Origin of the sequence: Amycolatopsis sp. NPDC049868 (assembly GCF_044461365.1) — a bacterium.
Classification (GTDB): domain Bacteria; phylum Actinomycetota; class Actinomycetes; order Mycobacteriales; family Pseudonocardiaceae; genus Amycolatopsis.
In genome coordinates this window covers 189,409-209,265 of the sequence record NZ_JBITKV010000008.1, presented here as the reverse complement: position 1 = coordinate 209,265, position 19,857 = coordinate 189,409, and the positions used below count along the sequence as shown (strand labels likewise).

The window sequence follows — 19,857 nt, the reverse complement described above, 5'->3', positions numbered from 1 at the left end:
GCCTCCTACTTCGGTTGCGACGTGCCGGGCACCCATGCGGGGAGCGCCTTCGTGATGTCCGGGAGCCCCGCCCCCCGGTCGTCGCGCCAGCGCTGAAGAAGGTCCGCCGCGGCCGCTTCGTCCGCATCGCGGTAGGCGATTCCGGAGCTCTGGGCGAACTTCCCGTAAGCCGCGATGCCGTACCTGACGTTCTGGACGAAGGTCTGCAGGTTGTTCGTCGCATACGCGTCGGCCTGCGCGAGCGGACCGCACTCCTGCAGGCCACCGCCGCACGCGGCGTCGACGGAACGGCCCATCAGGTTCGGGACGTCCTGCACGACGCTGTTGAAACTCTGGGCTGCCTCGATCATCACCACGGTGTCGCCGTCGACGGTTTCGCCGGATCCCATGTCCTGCTCCTCGTATCTGTTACGTCTCAAGAAGGCAACCACGCCGACGACGTGGCGAGCGGGCCGCGACAGGAAGCGGCCACGCGATCGGTCATTCCTTCGGCGGCAGCCAGGCGACCTGGGTCAGGCTCTTGCCGCCACGCCGGTCGACCAGCCAGCCACGGCCGGGCGGGAGCACCTGAGGCCGCATTCCGCCGAGCAGCGGCCCTTCGTCCCGGTCACCGGACATCATCAGCCCGGACGCGCCGACGTCCCGCAGCCTGGCGAGGAACGGTTCTCCGAGGCCGAGACCAGCACCTCCGCTGCGGCGGGCGAGCACGACGTGCAGGCCGATATCCGACGCCTGCGCGATCAGCGGGAAGAGCGCGAACAGCGGGTGATCCTTGTGCGTCGCCACCATGTCGTAGTCGTCGACGAGCACGAAGATCTCCGGGCCGGTCCACCAGCTGCGGTTGCGCAGTTGCTCGGTGGTGACGTCCGGGCCCGGCAGTCGCGCGGTGAGCTTTTCGGCCAGCTGTGCCAGCAGCTCGGAGCTGTGGGTGTCGTTGACCCCCATGCCGATCAGGTACTCGCCGTCGACCTCGCCGAGCAGCCCCCTGCGGTGGTCGATGAGGACGATCTGCGCCTCTTCCGGTGTGTACGCCTGGCAGATCCGCCTGGCGAGCACCCGGAGGAAGTTGGTCTTACCGCTGCGGATATCCGCCAGCACCAGGAAATGCGGATCGTCGGCGAAATCGAGGCGCAACGGGCTGAGATCGCGCTCGTGGATGCCGACGGCGAACCCGGCGTCCGATCCCGACGGCTCGTCGGTGGCGGGTAGTTCCAGATAGGGCAGGACCGCCGGCAGCAGCCGGACCGAGGGCGCGGACGGCCCCGGCCAGGCCTTCTCGACCGCGTCGACCATGGCGGCCACCCCGGTCGTCAGATCCTCGGTGCCGGAAACCCCGTCCACCCTCGGCAGCGCGACCAGCATCTGGTGCCCGCTCATCGCGACGCCCCTGCCCGGCGAATCGGGCGGCACGCTCATCGCGGCCCGCCGGTCGATCACCGAATCGATCGGATCGCCGATCTTCAGCTCCAGCGTGCTGACGAACAGATCCCTGACGTTCATCCGCAGATCGAAGGCGCGGGTGGCACCGGCGATGACATGGACACCGAAGGCGAGGCCGCGCGCGATGATGTCGTTGACCGTCTCCTCGAGATCCATGAAATCGTTGCGCAGCGTCAGCCAGCCGTCGATGACGAGGAACACATCGCCGTGCGGGTCGTCGGCGAATCCGCCTTCGGCCCGGAGTTTGCGGTAGGTGGCCATCCCGTCGATCCGGTGCTGAGCGAAAAGCCGTTCCCGTTGAGCGAGCAGGGTCGCCACTTCGGCGATGGTGCGCCGGACCGCGCCCGTGTCGAGGCGGCCGGAGACGCCGCCGACATGGGGCAGACCCGCGATCGAAGCGAGTGTGCCACCACCGAAATCGAGGCAGTAGAAGGTCGTTTCCCGCGGCGTGTGGGTGAGCGCGACGCTGCTGACGATCGTGCGCAGTGCGGTGCTCTTGCCCGACCGGGGTCCCCCGAGCACCAGCACATGCCCGGCGCCGCCGGACAGATCCAGCACCAGCGGGTCGCGCCGTTGCTCGTACGGCCGGTCCACGATGCCGAGCACCGGGCGCAGCGCACCGGCGAGCTCGGCCGAATTCGAGGTCATGCCGCGCTGCGCGTGGACGATCAGTGAGGGCAGCACCTGGTCCAGGGTCGGCGACTCGCCCAGCGGTGGCAGCCACACCTGGTGCGCGGGGGTCCCCCGCCCTTCCAGCCGGTCCACCAGGATGTCCAGCAGGGTCTCGCCGGAGGCCTGGTCGGGATCGCCGTCCGCGGCGGGTTTCTCCCGCGGATCCTCGTCGAGGTCCGGGGCGAGATAAGCGGTCGTGTACTCGTGCAGCGCGAACGCCTCGGCACCCGCCGACGGCGCGGGCACCCCGGTGGAGCGCTGGTACACGCCGGACACATAGGCGGACCGGAAGCGGTCCATCGGTTCGGTGCCGACCTTGACGAAGCCGTGGCCAGGAGCCCTCGGCAGTTTGAACGCGTCCGGCACACCGAGTACCGCGCGACTGTCCATTTCGGAGAAGGTGCGCAGCCCGATCCGATAGGACAGGTGCGCTTCGAGACCGCGCAACCTGCCCTCGTCCAGTCGCTGGGAGGCGAGCAGCAGATGCACCCCGAGCGACCGCCCGACGCGGCCGATCTGGACGAACATGTCGATGAAGTCCGGTTTGGCCGAGAGCAGTTCGGAGAACTCGTCGCAGATCACCAGCAGCGTGGGTACCTCCGGCAAGGGCGCACCCGCGGCCCTGGCCTTCTCGTAGTCGCGCAAGGAGGAGAAGTTCCCCGCCGCGCGAAGCAGTTCCTGACGGCGGATCAGCTCGCCGTTGATCGCATCGGTCATCCGGTCGACCAGATGCAGTTCGTCCGCCAGGTTCGTGATAACGGCACTGGTGTGCGGGAGGTTGTCCAGCCTGCTGAAGGTGGCGCCCCCCTTGAAGTCGACCAAGGCGAAGTTCAGCGAGTTCGGCGGATGGGTGACCGCCAGCGCCAGTACGAGCGTGCGCAGCAGTTCCGACTTCCCCGAGCCGGTCGCGCCGATCAGCAGACCGTGCGGGCCCATCCCGTCCTGGGCGGATTCCTTGAGGTCGATTTCGATCGGGTTCCCGTCCTCCCTGATCCCCAGCTTGATCCGGAGCCGGTCGCGGTTGGGCCGGGGCACCCAGGTGTCATCGGGGTCGAAGTCGAAGGGGTCGCCCAATTCCAGCAGCTCGGCGAGGCCGAGTTCGCTGCTCATCGGCGCTTCCCCGCGCTGGCCCGCGGTCAGCCGCAGCGGGGCGAGCTGCCTGGCGAGGCCTTCGGCGGCCACCGCGCCGAGCAGATCGGCCCGGCCGAGGGGAACCGCGCCGTCGACGGTCTCGCTGATCAGGTCGCCGTCCCCGGCGACGTCGAGGAGCACGGTGGCCCGGTCGAAGGCCCGGGGCGGCGCGGTGCTCAGGTCCACCACGGTCACTCCTTCGACGCCGCCACCGGTCATCAGGTGATCGGAACCGGCGACCGCGCCGCCGTCCAGCACCACGACCAGATGAGGGCCGGGCAAGCGGGTGCCCGCGTCCGGGTCGAACCTCGGCCGCCTGGTCAGTTCCTCTTCGAGCATCGACTCCAGCGCGGGGATGGTCGCGGCGACCAGGCGCAGCGGGCCGAGTGCGTCGGTGCGCTCCGGGTGCAGGGCGTGCGGAAGCCATTTGACCCATTCCCAGTCGACACGGCGGTCTTCGCCGACGCAGACCGCGACACGCAGATCGTCCGGGGATTGCATGACGGCCAGCTGGGCCAGCATCGCGCGCAGCATGCCCAGCACGGCGTCGCGATCGCCGCACGCGTGGATCCGGCTGAAACCGTTGACCGCGATGGCGATCGGGAGCCGGTCGAGAGTGGCGTAGGTGGTGACGAACCGGCGCAGCGCCAAGGCCGACAGCGGTTCGAGCTCCTCCAGTGGTTTCGTGTCCGGGGCGACCACGGTGAGCGCCGGCCGTTGCCGTCCACGGGCGATCCGGGCGACGGCGAAATCGGGGTCGTCCTTGCGCCGCTCCCAGAGCCGGTAGCTGACGGCGAGTGACCACAACGAGACGGGATCCGGGTGCAGGTACTCCATCGCCGCACGCTGTTTGCGGGCCGAGCGGCGCAACCGCAACCGGTGCTGTGAAAGGTGCCGCAAGTACTTTCGTCTGGCGTAACCCATTTCCCGTTTACTCGGGCCGCCGCCCTGCAGGAAACCCATGGCGACCATGCCGAGCATGCCGACGCCCATCAGTCCGTAGACGACGAAGCGCATGGACCCGCCGATCGAACCGGAGTACATCAGCAGCATCGCCGCCATCATGGCCACCATCGGCAGCACCATGAGGATCTGCGCCCACTGCCGCGACGGCGGCGGCGGGATCTCCGGCGGTGGCTGCAGAAGCAGCTCTCCGGCTGGCATGTCCGGAGCAGGCCGGCGGGCAGGCCTTTTCACGACGACTGTCGACATACCCCGAATCGTCCGTGACCGCGCGGTCGTCGGGACGGCGATGGCAGGAAGATGCCTGCCGCCCGAGTACGGGCTCCACGCCGCCTACTTTCGTTGAGGACGGGCATCGATCGTCGATCCGGCAAAGGAAGGAGAGCCCCTTGACGAATCCAGAAGTCGACCTCGATCTGGTGGCGGGCCAGCGCCACGTGTCGTTCATGAACGACTCGGTCAGCCAGATCCAGGACGGCCAGCAGCGGTTGAACGGCACCACCGAGGCGATGATCGCGATGAACAGCGGGCGGATGAACATCGCGGCCAACGACGCATACGGCGTTCTCGGCACGAAGGTCACCAAGGTGGGCACCGACTACACCGATACCGCCGACGGTATCCACTACGGCCTCCAGGTGCACGGCTCCGCCGACGCGGAAGCATCGGCCGGATTCAACTACGGAAGGTAGGAAAATGGTCTTCAGCACCGACAGGGTCACCTGTCACGTGAGCAGCAGCCTCGACGCCGCGCAGACGACGAAGGCGACCGGTACGGCGGCTCGGGACACCACCGATCTCATGTACGTCCGCGCGCAAGGGTTCAATGAAGAAGGCGCGCAGGGCCTGTACGGCGGAGCCGTCATGGAGGCGGATCGCCGCAACCGGCGGCTCGCCAACGAGCAGTGGGACGGCCACGACCAGATGAGCTGCGCCGTGTCCAACGGCGTCCACCGGCTGAAGGACGCGTGCGACCAGTCGATCGTCCGGTTGGGCAACACCGTCTGAGTCTTCGCTCCGCGGTACACGATGGCCCCCTTCCTTGCGCCTGGCGCAAGGAAGGGGGCCATCGTCACGCCACCCCCGTCCTTGCTTGCGCCTGGCGGAGGGATGGGCGTCTATCCGCTGGTCAAGTGGGCAACGGAGGGGCTTTTCACGGTGACCTGCCTCCTTCCCAACTGTCCACAGGTGACACTTTTCGGGTTGCTCATGCCCGATTGACCCCCATCGAAAACCGCACATATATACATCAAACAGACAAGCATCCAGGCACCTCGCGTCCTTTATGGACACCCGCGACCGGTTCTGCCGCCCTTGGTCTCATCGCGCCTGATCAACGCTCGCTCGCCGGCCTTGAATAAGGCAACAGCATCACTCAACGTCCCGATTCCCACATCGTCACCACCAGGCATGCCAACCCTCGTGCTGGTCAGGTGATTCGAGTGTGGAGGATTCGGGACGCTCAACGTCCCAATTCCTCCACACCCGGCCGTGCCGCGACGAGCCTCCGATGTTGATCAAGATCCGAGACCCGAGTGCGCCCTCGACGACCCGTCACATTCGCCCCGCTCAGACATGGGTAGGCAAATACCGGGTCGTTCTAACGACGCGAAACACGAGTCAGCGTTCAGGGATCAGGAAGACCTGCTCGGGCGGTTCCGGCACTCGCGGCTCGGTGGGCATCGAGGCGGTTCTGCCCGGCCGCCAGCGGCGCTTGTTCCCGCGCGGGATGATCGCCGCCGCCAGCCCGGCCAGCACCAGCGCGGCGGCCACGGAGGCGGTCAGCCATTTCGCCGTCGTCCCCGTCTCCTCGGTTCGCGCGGCCTTCTCCAGCCTCGTGAGGTCCGGTGGCGGCGGCAGGTAGGCCGGCATCGCAGCGGGTTTCTCCGGATCCAGGCCGTCGGTCACCGCACGGTAGGGATCGACCAGCCCGGCGCCGTAGGCGTCGCTGCCGAGTCCACCTCGCGCCGGGTCGGCCGTGGCTTTCAGTCGCTGGATCACCTGCGCGGCGGACAACCGCGGCCACGCCGAGCGCACCAGTGCCGCGGTCGCGGCGACGAAAGGCGCGGCGAAACTGGTGCCGTCGACCTGGGCGTGCCCGTCTTCCCTGGCCGTGGTCAAGATTTCGGCGCCAGGCGCGACGATGCCGACGTACGGGCCGATCTGGGAAGAGCCCATCCTCGCCCCCGCCCGGTCCACCGCGCCGACGCCGAGCACGCCGTCGTAGGAGGCCGGATAGGACGGCAGCCCGGCGGGTGAGTTCTGCTGCGAATTGCCCGCCGCGACCACCACGACCGCGTCCCTGGCCACGGCGTGCGCCACTGCCGCCCGGATGACGGGGAAATCGCTGAAACCCGCCAGCGACAGATTGATCACCCGCGCACCTTGATCGGCCGCGTAGCGGATTCCGGCGGCCACCGCGTCCGGGTTGATCCGCAGCGACTCGCCCCGGTCGCTGATATCCCGGTCGGTGATCCGCACCGGCAGTATCTCCGCGTCCGGCGCCAGACCGTGGAAACCGATACCGGGCAACGGATCAGCGGCGATGATGCCGGCGACGCCGGTGCCATGGGAGACGCAGTCGAAGTTTCCCGGCAACGCGCCGGGCAGGTAGAAGTCCCGGCCCGTACGCACTTTGCCGGGTCTGCGCAGCTGGGGATGATCGGCGTCGACACCCGAATCGACCACGGCGACCAGCACTCCCGCACCCCTGCTGCGCGGCCAGACCCGTTGCGGATCCAGGGTTTGCTGTGCCCATGGACGTACCTGGACCCGTTCGCGGGCCGGTTCGGGATCGTGACACACCCCCGCCGGAGGAGCCGCGTACGCCGGAACGGCCCCGCCGACCAGATGTATCGCGGCCAGCGCGCCGGCCGCCGCGAGTGCCGCAAGTCGTCTCATTCCGGCAATCGTCGGGCAGACGGCCCTGGGTCTCGCCGCGGTGGCCGCAACCTGTCACGACGCCTCACGGCCCCTTCGCCCCGGCGACACTCGTACCGGATCGAATCGAGGAGGCACGGTGGGCGACCACGCCGACAGGAAAGCTGGATACGCGAGGACGGAAAAGGGGCTCCGCGAACAGCAACGACGGATGGCGGAGATCCGGGCGACGGCTGAATCCGACGACGAGCTGATCAGCGCGACCGTCGGCGGCTACGGCGAATTGGTGGAGCTGCGCCTCGACCCGAGGGTCTTCCGCACGCCCGATTCGACAGGACTCGCGCAGGCCATCACGAAGACCGTCCAACGGGCTGCCGAACTCGCCCACGAAGAGGGTTTCGGCGTCATCTCGGATCTGTTCCCCGCCGGTGTCACCGCGGAGGAGGCCGATCTCCGCCTCGGCCCCGTACTGCACGAACTGGACCGGCGGATCGCGGGAGGCGAGCGATGAGCGCGGACGACGGCGTCAGCATGGACGGCGACGGTGTGGTCGACATGTACACCGTCGACACCGCCCAGCAGATGACCGTGCTCGACGCGGAGGGCGTTCATCTTTCGACCTCGTGGACCGGTATCGAGGGCACGCTGGCCGCGCCCAACACGTTCGGCCACGAGTTGCTCGGCGCCGTGTTCAACGAACGAACACGCGAAGCGGACGCTTCGATCCGTACGGCGGCTCCCTCGGCACCGCGTTTCTACCGCGACATCGCCGCGGCCGGCCGGCTACTGGTGAAGGCCTACGAAGCGCGCGACGCCGAGGCCGCCAACGACATCCTCATCCAGCTTTCCTGAACGGGGTCCGGCGAGTATGGCCGACGGCGACGTCCAGCAACCCGACTGCGATCTGTGGCACGCGGTCCGCAAACTGCTGCCCGCGAACGCGGGATGGCCATCGGACAGTGAAACGCTCGCCGAACACCAGTCCGGCCAATGGACCAAGGCCAAGGACGTGTTCAACGCCTCGATGGACATCGTCGACTCGGCGGCGGCGAAGATCCACCCGCCCGGAGGAGCCGGCGGTACCTGGCCGGACCCGGCAGGCGGGTTCATGCAGCGCGTCATCGCGAAGGCGAACGGCAAGGAGGGTTTCCGCCAGATCGCCGACGCGATGCAAGGTATGGCCGCCGAGTACCAGTACTACGGGGCGATCCTCAGGAGCACCAAAACCTCGATCAAGGACTACGTCGAGGATCTGAGCTGGCAGTACACCGCGATGGGCTTCGGCGTGCCGAGCCAGGCGAAGCGCAACCAGGAGGACTTCGCCAGGGGGGTGGCGTCCAACGTCCTCAAGATAGTGGAGGAGCACGCCGGGTGGCTCAAGGACCCGGACACTCGCCCACAAGCCGAGGACCCCAGCAACAATGTCTTCAGTGGACTCTGGAAGTCGGCGAAGGACCAGGTCAAAGCGCTCGCGGGACTGTTCGGCCGCGGCGAGGACGGCAGCTGGTCGGTGTTCAACGCCCAGGTGGCGTGGGGTCATATGGACAAACTCGTCGCCGGGCTGGCGTTGTACTCCCTGCCGGGCGGTCTCGGTATGGAGATCGACAACCGTCTGCTCAACGGTGTGCTGGGCGAGTACCTCGCCGACGCGGGCAAGGCCTTCGTCGACTACGAGAACTGGGACAACGCTCCTCTACACGCCCTCGGTTACACCACCGGCATGGTCGCCGGGCTGCTCGGCCCCACCCGGGGTGTCGGCGCCGCGGTCAAGCTCGCCGGAAGAGGACTCAAAGCCCCGAAGGTCATCAAGTTCGGGGAGGGCATCCAGAAGGCCACTCTGACCAATGGAGTCTTCAAGTCCATCGGCAAACTCGACGACACCCTCAAAGCGCGGAGGATCGCGAAGGGGGACGAGTTCGTACTGCACCCCAGTGTCACCCCCGAAGTCGCGCGCTTGATCCACGACCGTCCCCCGGAGCCTCCCACCGCGGGCCCGCACGGCCCCAGCACCCCCGAACCGCACGGACCCGGCCCCACCAAACCACCCTCCACGCAGACGCCGCATCCCGAAGTCCGGCCCGAGCCGACTCCACCGCGCGACGGCAATCCGCCCTCGCACCAACCGACGCGGGAGCAGCACTCGACGCCACCCAGCGGTCACGGTGAACGACTCGCCGGTGAGACCCCGCGAGCCGAACCTCGGGCCCCGCACGGCGACCAGACTCCGGTGGCCAAGGGCGATGGTCCCGAGAGTCTCAAACGAGAGCCGGGCCCGTCCGCAACCGAACCGCCCGCAGCTCGCCACGACCCGTCCCCCGAAACCCCGGAACCGCGACAGCCACGACTACATGACGCTCTCGACGGCACGCCGTCACCGACCGCGGACCACGCGCCCGCCACCAGAGCCGAAGGTCAGCCGTCGAGTCATGGGGCCGAGACCGCGCACACCCGGAGTGCCGATACGCCGTCGGGCGCGCCGGGCCGGGAGGCGCCCACGGCCACGCCGCCGCTGCATACGACCGTGGGGGATTCCCCGGCGAACGCGGCGAAACGGGCCGACACGGGCGGGCCGGAACGCGGGACGCCGGCCAAGCCGTCCGCCGAGGAGCTCAGGCGGCTGTACGAGAACCGCGAACTGGCCCGGATGGAGCGAAAGCTCTACGAGGAAGCGCAAAAGGCGGACGGAGGCGCCGTCTACCCCGACCACGTCGTCAAGGCCTGGTCCCGGCACGCGGCGCATTCCGAATCCATCCGGACCGGGCACGAGACGCCCGGCGAGACGACGGCCCGGCCGCGGACAGGTCTCCGTTCGGGCGAAATACTCCACAACCGCGGAGCACACCCCGAACCGGAAACCGGCCGCCCGCACAGCAACGACAAGAACCCAGACGGAAAACCCTCCCGGAACGACGAACACGGACGCCGGGACACACCGGAACCGGACCGGCCGGGGCCGGAGAACGTCCGGAACTCACCGCGGCGGCTCGGGCTCGACGAGTTCGCCAGGACGCACTTTCCGGACGAGTACCGCAAAGCCCACGGGGACGACGGCGGTGGACCACGGGACGAAAGTCCATCCGGCACGGGAACCGGGAATCCCGATCGGCCTTCGCCAGGGCCGTCCGGCTCCGGGGGCGCCGCCCAGGCCGAGGCCGCGCGAGGCGGCGTCGCGCTCGAAACACGGCCACCCGCCGTTGAAAAGGCTCCGCAACCGGCCGGCGCGCCCGCCGCGGCCAAAGCCCAGGTCGAAGCACCGAAGCCCGAGCCGCGGACCGCTCAGCCCATCCCGAACAAACCGGTCATCCTCCATCCGGACGGCACCCCCGAACCTCTGCGCCCGATGACGGTGACCCCGGTGGAGATTCACCCGGATCCCGTCACCGGTCCGGGAAAGCCGGTCGACCCTGCCGTGCCCTCGCGTATGAACCCCGGGTGGGCCGAGCCACCCCGGTTCGGCGACCCCGAACCACCCCGCTTCGGCGACCCCGAACCACCCCGCTTCGGCGATCCCGAACGACCCCGGTTCGGCGACCCCGAACCACCCCGGTTCGGCGACCCCGAGCGGCCGAAGGTCGGCTGGCCGGTCCGCCCGGTTCCGGGAGAGCTGCCTGCCCGGCCCGATCGTGCGCCCGATCCTTCGCCGCCCACCCTCCCGCGGACCTTCCCGCCCGCGGAGAAGCCCGAGCTTCCGGCGCTCCCGGAAGTCCCGGAGGTTCCGGAAATCCCGGAGCTGCCCACGGGACCGGAGATCCGGGAGCTGCCGACGGATCCCGAAATCCCGGTGACTCCCGAAGGCGCCAGGATCACAGAACTGCCGACGGATCCCGAAATCCCGGTCTTGTCCAAGGAACCGGAGATCCCCGAGCCGCCGAGGGAACCCGAGATCCCCGCGAATCCGCTCCAGGCGGCGCGAGAGAAGCCCGCCCCCGAGTTCCGGCCATGGGACAAGTGGTACGACCCTCGGTGGGAGACACCCTGGCCGCAACCGGAAGGTGTCCAGGAGTACATCGACGGTGCCATCGAACGAAGCGCCCAGCGGGCGGAGGCCGAGGCCGCCTGGGAGGAATGGAACGCCGCGGTCGAATCCGCCGCGCGCGAGGACCCGCGTGAAGCGCATCTCGACAATGTGGCGTTCGGGATCGCCGGCGACAAGGAGCTGACCCCCGAGGAGTGGGCGAAAGTCGCGGCGATGGACGACTACGCCCCCGAACTTCCCGAGCTCCGCGCCAAGCTGGACCAGGTGCGGGCGAGCGACCCGGAGCGCCATGCCGGTCTGCTCGAGCTGCTCTCCGATCCCGGGTTGTCGTTCGACAAGAAGCTCTTTTACGCGACGACGTTCCTCATGCCCGCCATGCCATCGAGCCTTCCGGCACAGATCCGGTCCGCGGCACCGGCGGTCCGGGACCGGCTGGAGCGAGCCGTGGCCGACGGCATGATGCCGCCCGAGGAGTTCCAGCGGCGTATGGCGGCGTGGGCGGACTTCGTCGTACGGGCCGACGGACTACGCGAATCGATCGACGAGGCGAACCGGACCGACGACGTGCGGCCGGTCCTCGACGAACTGCGCGCGTTCAGCGAAGCCTTGCGTGAATACGCCAGAACGCACGCGGATTCCGCCGTCCCCGCGTGGCGCGAGGTCGTCCGGTTCGATCTGCTGGACCCCCATCGCCTGCGGACCCTCCGGCCGTCGGTCACCCAGGAGGGCCACTTCGACGTCGTGACCCAGGCGATCGTCGCGCATTGGTTCGACTCGATATTCGGTGCGCCTGGACTGGACTACGCCACCAGGGCCGCCGCTCTCGCGGTGCCGCTGGACATGGCGGCGCTGAAGCGGCGCTTCCCCGGTGTGGACATCGACGAGGTCTTCGGAGACCTGGTAAGGGTCGACAACCCGCTCGACGGCATGTTCATGACGGAAACAGGTACCGGGTTCCTCCGCCCTCAGCTCGGGATGGCCGATTTCATCACCACCATGCTGCACGAGTTCGCGGTGCACGGATTGCAGGATCCGGCTACCGTCCCCGTCGGCGAAGGCGCCGCGGGGCTGTGGGCCGACCTCCTGTTCCGGGTGGCTCATGAATTCCAGGGCCGGAGCGGGGAAATCCTCGTGACCGAGGCGATGCGTGCCGAGGCGGAGAAGTCGATCGTGCCGCCGGAACTGCGCCGCGACATATCGGATCTGCCGCGGTTGTCACCGAAGGCACGGGATCTGCACCAGCTCGAGCAGGTGATCCGGATCGAGTCCGGTGATCTCGCCCCGGCGTACAAAGCGGCACTGTTCCAGCAGCTGATGGCGATCGGGGTGAGCCACGAACGCGACCTGGCCCGGATTCGCGACGCCGTGGCGGGCGGCCCGAAGATCCAGAACCCCGTCGTCGAAGCCTTCGAGGCCGATCCGCACGGATTCACGACCAGGTACTCCCTGCCCAAGCCACCGGATGAGCCCGAACCGCCGGACGCGCCGTCCCCGGGACCCGTCGATCGCCCGACTCCGCCTGGGCCGGGGATGCCGCCGTCGGCGGCTTCGCCGCAGCCGGACACACCCACGGATCCGTCCGGTCCGGTGACTCTCGGCGACCGGCCGCGCCCTGGCCCGGATGTCCCCGCCCGGCAGCCCGAATCCGGGGTTCCGGTGGGCACACGGCCGCCTTCGCCGCTGCCACCGCCGGGAATCCCCTTCACCGTGTGGCGGGAACTGAGCGCGACCGAACGGCTCGCGCTCGCGACCCTCCACTCCCGCGGGCTGAATGCGGCGGGCACCCTGGCGGCGACCGTCGCCCAGGTGCGGAGCAAGACGAAGCCCACCGCGATGCGGAAACTCCCCCGGCTGCTGGGCAAAATGCCCGCGGGGCGGCGCGCGGAGGTCGAAGCACGGCTGACCGGCTTCACGATCGAGGGGCAGGCGCCGTCGTTCCCCCCGCGCTACCTCGACCGGACCGGCGATCTCAGCGGTCCGGCCACCCTGACCGCCGCCGACCACGAGAGCCTGGGCCGGGTCGCCACTCTCGACCGGGAGATCGGCCGTTCGTGGGCGAACCCGTGGCGACGGCGACGGCTGCTGGACGAGCTGAGCGGTCTCCTGGACGAGCTGGGCCTGAACCCGAACCACCGCGATTTCGCGCACCGGGCGGCCGCACTGGAGAACCATCCGGTCGCACCGGTGGTATGGCGCCGGCTCGGTCCGCTCGACGATCAGCACGGGCTCCCGACCACCTCGGACAACCTCGTCACCCAGCTCAGCGGGACGATCATCCCCGGTACGGTCCCGAGCGCGGTGTTCATCGCCATGGGCAGTGTTCAGGCCGGTATCGCCTACACGCTGACGACATTCCTCGCCGCGGTGACCGCCGGTCTGCTCACCCGCCGTCACGAGATCGGGGACGACGCGGCCATCGCCGCACGGAGGAAGGAACTGGACGCCCTGCGGCAGTACGAGCGGGTCTTCATGCCGACCGACCGGCTACGCCTGCATCTGCGACGGCTGGGACTACCCGAAGACCACGGCCCGGACCTGGCCGCGGTCAAAGCCCCGAAAGACCCCAGCTCCTCCGGCACGCAGAAACTGCGGCACTTCTACCTGCGGTACGGCGTCCCACCGCTGACCGGGGTCGGCGTGGCTACGGCCCCGGTGCTGGACCTGGCGGCGTCGGCCCGGTGGGGGCTCGCCATCGGCGGTGGCGTCGCCGCCATCGTGGCACCGCTCCTCCAGTGGAAACGGGCGCGCGCCAAGGTGAACACCGAACTCCGGGCGGGCGAGCGCAACGCCCGCGCGCTCCTGACCGAGGCCGCACACGCCGAGGACGTGGCCTACCGCGAACAGGTACGCGCGCTGAGCGGCCGCCCGGTCCCCGGTCCGGACGCCCCCGGCCCCGCGCCGGAGCCGGTGGACCCCGGCCTGCCGATGAGCGCCACCACGACCGAGGGCGTCGAAGGGCTCGTCCAAATCGGACGGCGGGTGGTACCGCCGTCCGAGCCGAAACTCCTCGACCCGAACGCGGCGTTCAAGGTCACCCTCTACGAAGCCATGATCGACTACGGCATCGCCAAGGCGTTGCTCGTCCTTCCCGCGATCCCGTTGGTCAGCCGCGCCGACAAGATCGAGATGATCAACAAGGTCGCCAGGACGGCGGTCGACAAAAGGGCCAAGTTCGAAGCGGAGCAGGCGAAGGAGCGAGAACTCCAGGCTTCACAGGTGGCCGCGCTGGAAGCCGCCCGTACCGCGGCGGCCGATGCGGTGGCACCGCGCCCTGGCCTGCTCCGCCGATTGTTCGGCAAACCACCCGCCAGTACGGCTCCGGTTCCGGCACGCCCGGCGGAGACCGCGCCCCCGCTGTCGCCGATTCCCGCCGAGAGGCCGGGCTCGGTGACGAAGACCGACTACAAGAACATCCAGCGTGCGCTCGCCGTCGTCGGCGCCTTCGGCTCGGCCGCCACCGCGCTGGCACTCGGGCTGGACGTCGCTTACGCGGTCGCGGCGCTGACCGGGGTGGCCACCGGCGGCTGGGTCGGCCGGGACAAATGGCGGCATCGGCAGGTCGAACTGGCCGCGAGGAACAAGAAGGCCGACGCCGACGCGGTGACAGGCTTGGAGGATTTCGAGCATGACGCCACCGCGCTCGCCGACTTCCTCACCGAACGGCTGACCGATCCCCTTCTGTCGATCGCCGAGGACGCGACGCGGGCGGGCCGCTCGGATGTACTCGATCTGCTGGCGAAGGTCTGGGAAATGTTGACGAGGAACGTCGAGGCCGGGCCGGCGACGGCACCGCCGCCGGCCTCGTTCGACGACCTCGGACCGCTGCCGATCGAAGGCGACCGCTGGCACGATCCGATGGTGCGGGACCGGGCGCTCGCCGCGCTCGAAGAGATCCGCCGTTCGGCCATGGCCGAACGGCTCGGACTGGCCGTCCACTCCGGCGATTGGTCCACGCTGCCCAAACGGCTCGGCCTGCTGGCAGGTGTCCTCGACCTCGCCGCCCGGGCGGTGACGCATCTCGGCCGCATCGGGGAGAACGGCGCCGGGCCGGTTCAGACGACGGTCGCCACGCTGAACGACGCCGTACACGAGTACCAGCAGAGCGGGCCGAGGTACCTCGAACCACCCGATCACGTCCAGGCGATCCGCGCGAATCTGTCCGAAGTGGACAGTGCGGCCGCCCGCTATCTGGACCGGAGCGCACCGACGTGGCGACGTCCCCGGACCGCTGACATGCGGGCCGCGCTCGACGCCGTGGACGCGGCCATCCACCGGTACCGGCAGCCGTCCGTACCCGGCGAGCACTCGATGGGCGAAGAGGCCGCGGTGCACAAGGCCATCGACCGCTATGAAAGTCTCCGGGGTCCGAACCGGCACGAGCCGTCCCCGCCCGTGATGCGGGCCGCGGTCACCGAACTGCGGAACGCGATCGACCGGCACCGGCAGGAGACCGCGCCGGGCTGGCGATGGCCTGAGTCCGCAACCGACGAGGTCACAGCCGCGCTGACCGGATTGAAACACGCGATCACCCGCCATCACCAGCTCAGTGCCACGCATCGGACGAACCCTCGCGCTGGGAACGTCACCGCCGCGCTCAACGAGATCGAGCGGATCATCGACCGCTACCGGCGCGAAAGCGCGCCGAAATGGCGTGAGCCCGCCGGTCAGGACGCGAAGCTCGGCCAAGTGCTCGGCGAACTGCACTGGGCACTCCACCACTATTGGCTCCTCAGCGCCCCGCGTGGACGCGCGTCCACCGGCTACGACAAGGCATTGAAGGCTGCGGACAAGGACCTGAAGAAGGCGGTCTACGCCGTCAAGAAGCTGGATGTCGCCGGGCTGAAGGGGAAACCCGTCGAGACTGCTCCCCCGCCTGCTCGGCGCGCGCTGAGCACCGGGCAAGAAGTCCACTACGCGGCGTCGGGAATGTCGGTCGGGCACGCGGCGGAGACGCATAAGGCACATCTGCGGACGATGCTCGCCAACCGGCCGGATCCCGCCCAGCCGTACGTGGTGACGGTGCACGACGACGGCGCGCTTCCCAGCCCCGAGGAACTCGCCGCCGCGACGCTGCGCAGCGAGTACTACACACCGGGGCGGCCGGTGCGCCTGCATTCCTGTCGTTCGGCGACGTGGGCGCGGCGGTTCGCCATCGCGCTGGGCGCCCCGGTGGTGGCCCCGGTCGCCGATCTGCACGTGCTGGGCCGTCGCACCGAACTACCGGACGGCACCGTGCTGCCGTTCGGCCAGGAGGTCGTCGAGGGGTACGCGATCGGTGACGGCTGGGCGGAATTCCCGCCGAGCGGGAAAAGGCCGGTCATGCTCCGCTCGGCGGCTGGATCGCGCCCGATCACCCTCGACGAACTGAACAGCGCGAACCCGGTCGGGCTGGGGCGACCCGACGATTTCGCGAAACTGTTCAGGAGCACACAACTCCACGAACTGAGCGCCCTGCACGCCGGGACCGCGCGGCTGCGTCCGGTGGAGGTCAAGGCGTACCTCGATGAGTTCCATCCGCAACTCGACAAGGTCAATCCCGGCTATCACGGGGAAGACGCGGCGGAGCGCGGTTACACGACGAACTGCACGCGGGCGGTGGTCTACCACGAACGCCGCCGTCTCGGCGAAGACGTCACCGCACCGCCGCTCCGGCCGGAAGACGCCGCGCTGGGGAGCCTGGGTTACGTCTCCGACCGGCTCGGCGGCGAGTGGGACCACAGCCACGGCACCAGTTATGACAGCGTGATCTCCGCGATGCTGGACCGGCCGGTGGGCGCGATGGCCGTGATCGCCGTCGACTCCAAAACCCCCAAGGGCACGGAGAACAAGCATGTCGCGCTGGTGAGCAGGGACCGGCACGGGGTCGTCTTCCTCGATCCGCTGGACGGCACGCTGATGGAATTGCCGTTGAGGCCGACGAAGATCTCCCTGCTGCCCTACATGGACGTGAACACGCCGTCCGGGAACCTACACCTGCCTGAACCGGGGAGAACTCGTGTAGTGGGAGAAAAGGTCGTCACGACGTCTCCAGACGGCGGCGCCGTCTACCGATCATTGACGGAATTGTCTTCCGACTTCGGTTACAACGGGCATCCCGCCTATGACCGGTACCCGCCCTCCCCGGAATCCGGGCCGGAGGACGGCTCGGCGTTGTTCCGCGCGACGCCGCTCCATTCGTTGCCCGCGATGGACGCGGACACTGTGGACGGCCGCTGGAGAGAGGCCGTCGCGTTCATCATGGAGCACTTCCCCCAGCTGCCCGAGACAAATCCCGGCTACTACGCGGACTGGGCCGCCCAACTCGGCTTCCACACCAACTGCACGCGGTCCGTGGTCTATTTCGTCCGGCGGCTGCTCGGTGAAGACCTGACCGCACCGCCGGTTCCGGTGGAACTCAAAGACGACATCGCCACGCTGGATTACGTGTCGGACAATCTCGGCGGGCAATGGACGGAAATCGACGACGCCGGCTACGACGGTGTCATCTCGGCCATGCTGGCCCGTCCGGTCGGGACGCTGGCAGCGGTGAACTTCCTTTACCAGAAAGACAAGAAGACGACCGGATCGCATGTGGCACTGGTCGCCCACCATCCGGGCGGAGTTGTGTTCCTCGACCCGCTGACGGGCTGGCTGACGCTGCTGGAGGAGATCCCCTTGCAGATTCTGCTGCTCCCCTTCCCTGGAAAACGAGGTGTCTAGTGCAGGCGCAGGAAGCGGCCGCGAAGGTCGAGGAATGGCTGCGGACCGGCGGCGAGTACGCGGTACGGGTCGATCACGCGAACGTCCTGCGCGTTCCCGAGGGCTGGTTCGTGCCTTACGACACGATCCGCGCGCTGGACGGCGGCGACCGGCTGGCCTCACTGGTTCCGAAACCGGCGCTGATCGTGCGTGAGGACGGGGAATTACGCCGTCCGGACACCGGCAGGGAGGGGACGGGACCGAGCAGCCCGGTACCGGTGGCGGGCGAGGACGACTGGCGGGAGATCCTGGAACCCGAGTTCCGTCGAAGCGGAGTCGCGTATCTAGGTGTCCGGCCCGACGCGGTGATGGCGTGGCGCAAATACGCTCCCGACGGCTCCGCGACTGAGGAGATCCGGGTCAATCCGGACTACCGGCCCGGTCCGGAACGGCTGGGATACCCGCCCATGGACACCCCGACGGACCGCCTCCTCGGTTACCTGGCCGCGGAGCGGTACGACCGCGCGCGGTATCTCGCCGGTCTCCTGTGCTCGGAAGTGCTTCTCCCGCTCGACTTCCGGACAGAAAAGGTGCTTCCGGCGCTCTGGCAGGAAGAACCGCGTGCGCTGCGGGTCTTCGGTTCGCGGCGGCGGTTGCCACCCGGTACGGAGAAGTGGTTGCGCCTGGACGTCCTTTCGTTCGTCCGCGAGTTCCCCGGAGTCGGTTTGTCGATCAATCCCGGTTCGTTCCCGTCGGATACCGTCGACGCGGCCGAACTGGCGGACGCCGTGCCGCGGTGGCCTGAATTCCTGGCCACCACCAGGGAAGTAGAGGTCTCACCGGAGTATTCGGAGTCCGTGCTGGTCGCGGCCGAGCGGATCAGGAGGGAACTGGGGCTCGCCGGACCCGTCACCGGACTCGCGGAAGCGGCCGCCAAGGCACGGTCGGCCGGTTTCGAGCTCTCGGAGAGGGAATGCGAGCTGTTCGTCCTCGGCAGGGCGTGGGAACAGCGCAACGACGTGCCGGACGCCCCCGCCGGACAGCACTGGCCTGACGACCTCCACGCCAACGGGCTCGCCGCCGGATACGACGAGGCAGGCCGGGTCCGCCCGCACGCGGCGACCTTCGGCAAGTTCTTCCGCCATCCGGCGGACGAAGGCGAGTCCGCCTGGCATCGCGTCGCGGGAGCGTTCACCGGGTTCGCCCTCGGCGAGTCGCTCGGCTCGGCGGTGGACATGCTCACCTGGGCGGAGATCGTGGCGCGCTTCGGTGAGAACGGGATCAGCGGGCCGTCCGGGGCTCTCCGGCTCGGCCCGCTCACCCGACGGTTGCTGTTCTGTACGGAGGGCTTGCTGCGAGCGCTCCCCGGTCCGTACCAGGGCGCTGTGCCGAGCGGGCTGATGACCGTCGGCGTACGGGCCAGGCGGCGCGAACAAGACGGCTGGCTCAGCCAGGTCCCGGAGCTGCGCGCGCTCCCGCCGGAGGCGCCGGGTCCCGGTGACGACGCCGGTTTGCTCGTGCCGGGCATCGTGGCCGCGCTGTGCGGTCGCCCGGCCCCGCGCGTCGCCCGCCTGCTGGTCTCCGGCGATGGCGCCGACGAAGTGACCGCCGAGGCCGCTTCCGCGGTGGCGGGCCTGTTCGCCGGGCTGTTCCAGCGCGAACCCGCGCCACCGCACATCCTGGTGCGGCGGCTGATCGACTCGGGCACGACGACCGGACCGGTGGCCGGGGTGCTGGCCGCCGCGCTGGACCTCGGCACCGGCCTCAGCGACGGCGATCCCGTGCCGGCGGCGGACACGTCCGCTGTGGACACCCTGGGGCAGTCCATGACCGCGGTGTTCCGGCATTTCTTCGATCCACAACGGACGATGCTGGCCGCGGTCAACCACTCCGGCCGCAGCGCGCTCACCGGTGCGCTCGCCGGAGCCGTCGCCGGATCGCGAGCCGGGATTCCCGGACTACCACCGAACTGGCTCGCCCGGTTCGCCGCGCGCGATCTGGTCGAGACCGTGGTGAGCGACGCCTTCCGGCACTTCTCCGCGCATCCGCCGTCCGCGGACGAGTGGGCGAGGCGCTATCCGCGAGATCTATGACAGCGGCTGCGCGTGAAGGCCCCC

The 19,857-nt window shown here is 69.2% G+C and carries 9 protein-coding genes; 6 read left to right on the top strand and 3 right to left on the bottom strand.

Annotation, left to right across the window (positions count from 1 at the left end; translation table 11 throughout):
- Window positions 1-5: 5 nt before the first annotated feature.
- Together ACIBTM_RS30025 and eccCa are read right to left on the bottom strand one after the other, a co-directional pair.
- The gene (locus ACIBTM_RS30025; RefSeq protein ID WP_395880505.1) at window positions 6-389 is read right to left on the bottom strand and encodes a hypothetical protein; all 384 of its coding nucleotides are present in this window, start codon (window positions 387-389) and stop codon (window positions 6-8) included.
- A 91-nt stretch (window positions 390-480) separates the two neighbouring features.
- Window positions 481-4,455, bottom strand: coding sequence for a type VII secretion protein EccCa (gene eccCa, locus ACIBTM_RS30020; RefSeq protein WP_395880504.1), 3,975 nt, complete (start codon window positions 4,453-4,455; stop codon window positions 481-483).
- Between the two features lie 140 nt (window positions 4,456-4,595).
- On the opposite strand from eccCa, the gene ACIBTM_RS30015 reads away from it, so the two are divergent.
- Window positions 4,596-4,898, top strand: coding sequence for a hypothetical protein (locus ACIBTM_RS30015; protein WP_395880503.1), 303 nt, complete (start codon window positions 4,596-4,598; stop codon window positions 4,896-4,898).
- 4 nt (window positions 4,899-4,902) lie between these two features.
- Window positions 4,903-5,214 carry a hypothetical protein gene (locus ACIBTM_RS30010; RefSeq protein ID WP_395880502.1) on the top strand — a complete coding sequence of 104 codons (312 nt, stop codon included), beginning with the start codon at window positions 4,903-4,905 and terminating at the stop codon, window positions 5,212-5,214.
- Between the two features lie 612 nt (window positions 5,215-5,826).
- On the opposite strand, the gene mycP is transcribed toward ACIBTM_RS30010, so the two are convergent.
- Window positions 5,827-7,107 (bottom strand): type VII secretion-associated serine protease mycosin, encoded by a 1,281-nt coding sequence (gene mycP, locus ACIBTM_RS30005; protein ID WP_395880501.1) that lies wholly within the window; start codon window positions 7,105-7,107, stop codon window positions 5,827-5,829.
- Window positions 7,108-7,225: 118 nt separating this feature from the next.
- On the opposite strand from mycP, the gene ACIBTM_RS30000 reads away from it, so the two are divergent.
- The 4 genes from ACIBTM_RS30000 to ACIBTM_RS29985 are packed head-to-tail and all read left to right on the top strand — an operon-like array spanning window position 7,226 to window position 19,833.
- Window positions 7,226-7,597: a YbaB/EbfC family nucleoid-associated protein gene (locus ACIBTM_RS30000; protein ID WP_395880500.1), complete on the top strand. Its 372-nt coding sequence runs from the start codon at window positions 7,226-7,228 to the stop codon at window positions 7,595-7,597.
- Window positions 7,594-7,938, top strand: a complete 345-nt coding sequence (locus tag ACIBTM_RS29995; protein WP_395880499.1) for a hypothetical protein — start codon at window positions 7,594-7,596, stop codon at window positions 7,936-7,938. The genes ACIBTM_RS30000 and ACIBTM_RS29995 overlap by 4 nt, the downstream gene beginning before the upstream one ends.
- A 16-nt stretch (window positions 7,939-7,954) precedes the next feature.
- Window positions 7,955-17,761: a toxin glutamine deamidase domain-containing protein gene (locus ACIBTM_RS29990; RefSeq protein ID WP_395880498.1), complete on the top strand. Its 9,807-nt coding sequence runs from the start codon at window positions 7,955-7,957 to the stop codon at window positions 17,759-17,761.
- A complete protein-coding gene (locus tag ACIBTM_RS29985; protein WP_395880497.1) occupies window positions 17,761-19,833 on the top strand; it encodes a YrhB domain-containing protein in 2,073 nt (690 codons plus the stop codon). Before ACIBTM_RS29990 ends, ACIBTM_RS29985 begins: the two co-directional genes overlap by 1 nt.
- Window positions 19,834-19,857 lie beyond the last annotated feature (24 nt).